The sequence below is a fragment of the Flavobacterium sp. genome (genome assembly GCF_031409475.1).
Taxonomy (GTDB): Bacteria; Bacteroidota; Bacteroidia; order Flavobacteriales; family Flavobacteriaceae; genus Flavobacterium.
Map to the genome: position 1 here is coordinate 1 of NZ_JANNXH010000068.1, position 3,376 is coordinate 3,376.

General features: G+C 31.4%; 6 protein-coding genes. All 6 read left to right on the forward strand.

The window, feature by feature from the left end:
• The first annotated feature begins 262 nt into the window (after positions 1-262).
• Positions 263-634 (forward strand): hypothetical protein, encoded by a 372-nt coding sequence (locus tag RMO53_RS13365; RefSeq protein ID WP_310381663.1) that lies wholly within the window; start codon positions 263-265, stop codon positions 632-634.
• Positions 635-726: 92 nt separating this feature from the next.
• Complete coding sequence (locus RMO53_RS13370; protein WP_310381665.1) at positions 727-1,599, forward strand: DUF3347 domain-containing protein; 873 nt, start codon at positions 727-729, stop codon at positions 1,597-1,599.
• A 50-nt stretch (positions 1,600-1,649) separates the two neighbouring features.
• Positions 1,650-2,312: a class I SAM-dependent methyltransferase gene (locus tag RMO53_RS13375; RefSeq protein WP_310381667.1), complete on the forward strand. Its 663-nt coding sequence runs from the start codon at positions 1,650-1,652 to the stop codon at positions 2,310-2,312.
• 92 nt (positions 2,313-2,404) lie between these two features.
• Positions 2,405-2,710: a four-helix bundle copper-binding protein gene (locus RMO53_RS13380; RefSeq protein ID WP_310381668.1), complete on the forward strand. Its 306-nt coding sequence runs from the start codon at positions 2,405-2,407 to the stop codon at positions 2,708-2,710.
• Positions 2,711-2,778: 68 nt separating this feature from the next.
• Positions 2,779-3,135 carry a heavy metal-binding domain-containing protein gene (locus RMO53_RS13385; protein WP_310381670.1) on the forward strand — a complete coding sequence of 119 codons (357 nt, stop codon included), beginning with the start codon at positions 2,779-2,781 and terminating at the stop codon, positions 3,133-3,135.
• A 61-nt stretch (positions 3,136-3,196) separates the two neighbouring features.
• Positions 3,197-3,376: cation transporter (locus RMO53_RS13390; protein ID WP_310379015.1), on the forward strand; the 180-nt coding region annotated here is incomplete at its 3' end.

Sequence of the window (3,376 nt, forward strand, 5' to 3'; positions counted from 1 at the left end):
GGGTTGAAGTTCTTAATAATATAATAATAGTATCAAAAAACTACGCACAACAGCGGTTTGGCGCAATTGGGGTTTTAGGCAAACTTTAAAGTTGGTTTTGTACTTGCAAGTTGGTTTTTAAATCGATACATTTGGCTAACCGAATCCCCAACTTCTGCAAGCCACGAGACGTTATATGATACCCTTGAGCTACAGGAACTGTTGAAAAAATCCTGATAAAAAATTAACATAATATTTCAGAATTACACCTTATATTTGCTAAATGAAAAAACAGTTACACATAATAATTATAATTCTAACACTTGGCTTCTTTTTGTCGCCAACTTTGAGTTATGCGTGTGGAACTAAAACCGAAAAATCGTGTTGCAAAAAAGAAACAACTTCTAAAACCGAAAAAAAAGATTGTTGTAAAGGCAAACACTCGAAAGACGAAGACAAAAGTTGTGGGGGAAAATGTGGACATTCAAATTGCACATCGTCAACATCAGTAAATTTTAGTATAGTTTCTTCTTACGAAATTAATTTTAAAAATAATTCTTTTGATTTTTCTGCCGAAAAACCAAAATTTTATAATTCAAAAACCTTTATTTCTTCGGGTTTTACTTCCATTTGGCTCATTCCTAAAATAGGCTAAACATTTTTTTGACAGCCATAAGTCTGTCTTCTTGAAAGCAAATACTTTGCTTTCAAAAATTATTTATTATCAAAAATTAAAATTTTATTACAATGAAACTAATATCAAAAATATTGGTAGCGATTACAATATTGTTATCATTCACATCGTGTAATGCACAAATTAAAAACGCAAAAACTGAAACAGTCAAAATTTATGGAAACTGTGATATGTGCGAAAAAACAATTGAAAAAGCAGGTGATCTTAAAAAAATAGCCAAAGTAGATTGGAACGTAGATACGAAAATGGCAACTTTAACTTACGATAGTAAAAAAACCAATCAAGATGCAATTTTAAAACGTATTGCATTAAGTGGTTACGATAGCGACAAATTTCTTGCACCTGATAACGCATATTCAAAACTGCCAGGTTGTTGCCAATACGATAGAGTAGCAAAAGTTCCTGTGAAAACGGAACCTAAAACAGAAACCGTAACAGAAGATCATAGCAATCACGCAAATCATACTGAAACACCAAAAGTTGAAGTTCAAGACACCGACCAACTAAAAGCCATATTTGACAATTATTTTGCTGTAAAAGATGCGTTAGTAAAAACAGACGGAAACACTGCATCATCAAAAGCAACAGCATTACTTTCGGCAATCAACGCTGTCAAAATGGAAACTTTAAAAACAGACGAACACAATGTTTGGATGAAAGTTTTGAAAAACATAAAAGAAGATGCCGAACATATTGCAGAAACCAAAGATGCAAAACACCAAAGAGACCATTTTGACACGCTATCAAAAAACTTCTACGAGTTAATCAAAGTTTCAAAACAAGAAACGCCAACTTATTACCAATTTTGCCCAATGGCAAACAATGGTAAAGGTGCAAATTGGTTGAGCAAAGAAAATGTAGTTAAAAATCCTTACTATGGTTCTATGATGTTGAGTTGCGGAAAAGTAACAGAAACTATCAAATAAATTTAATTGGGCGAAGCCAAAAAAGGCTTCGCCTTTTTAATTCAGTAACTATGGAACAACAAAAATATATCCCAGCATTAGGCTATGATTTTCTAACCGTATTTTACGATTTAGCAATCAAATTAACAATGCCCGAAAATAAATTCAGAGGTTTGTTAATAGATGCGATAAATCCGCAGGACAACGAAACAATTTTAGAGTTTGGTTTTGGAACAGGGCAAAATTTAATTTTAGCAAAAGCACAAAACACGAATACAAAATTTATAGGAGTTGATATTGACCCAAAAGTTAGAGAAATTGCATTACACAAATTAAACAAACAAAATGTATCAATTCCTTTAGATTTATACAATGGTGCAACACTTCCATATCAAGAAAATCAATTTGATAAAATATATAGTTGCTTGGTTTTTCATCAACTCGATGCCGAAACTAAACTAAATTGTTTAAAAGAATTGCATCGAGTTCTTAAACCTAACGGCAAACTCATAATTGCGGATTGGGGCAAAGCACAAAATAAATTAATGCGATTTACTTTTGGTTTTGTTCAACTTCTTGACGGTTTCAAAACAACAAATGATAATGTTAAAGGTTTGATGCCAACATTTATTACAAATGCAGGGTTTTCAAATGTAAAAACTATAAAATCTATTAACACAATAATAGGAACATTCTCTTATTATACAGCAAGTAAAAAGATGGGTGTGAATTAAACAACTTTAATAAATAAAACTGTAACATTCTAAACTTAAATACATTGTACTATTATATGTAGAAATTAATCTACGATTAATAAATTCATAAAATGAAAAATGTTCAAGTAAGTATCGAAGTTTGTTTGGCTTGTATGGTCGAATGTGAAAAATGTTCAACAGAATGTTTAACAATGCAAGGACACGAAGAATGCGTAAAATTGTGTCGTGATTGTGCCGACATTTGCGCACTTTGTGCGAGATTATATGCAAGAGGTTCAAAATTTGCTGATGCACTTTGTGCATTATGCGTAAAATGTTGTGAAGATTGTGCAAACGAGTGCAAAAAACACGATATGGAATGTTGCAAAAAATGCGCAGAGGCGTGCACAAAATGTGCAGAAGCTTGCAAAATGTAAAAAGTAATCAATTCAATACTAAATGCTTATCAAAAAGCATTTAGTATTGTTTTTAAAAATTAGAAAAAATGAAAAAAATAATTTTAGCAGTTTTAGTTTTGGCTTTAGTAACTGTTTCGTGTAATAAAAAAGTAGAAGAAAAAGGAACTACAGATACTCATATGATGAACGATGGTTCAGAAATGATGAATGGAGATACCCAAATGAAAACACACGCTTGTTCAATACACCCAGAAATTACGGGAATGAAAGGCGATAAATGTTCTAAATGTGGTATGGAATTAACAGAAAAAACAACCGATAAAAAAGTTGCAAAAACTATTTATTCTTGTCCAATGCACCCAGAAGTTCAAGGTAAATTAAACAGTATATGTTCAAAATGTGGAATGCCTTTAACAGATTTAGTTGTTGAGCAAGCAAAATAAAACAGAACAGATCTAAAGACAAAGTCATAAATGGCTTTGTCTTTTTTTAAAATAGTATAAAATGACACACACATATAAATTAACAGGAATGACTTGTTCGAGTTGTGAAGCAAAAGTAAAATCGGCTTTGATAACTATTGAAAACGTTACAAATGTTGCCGTTTCAAAAGATTTAGAAACTGCAACAATAACAATGGATAAACACATTGCATTATCCGACTTACAAAAAGTTTTAGACAAA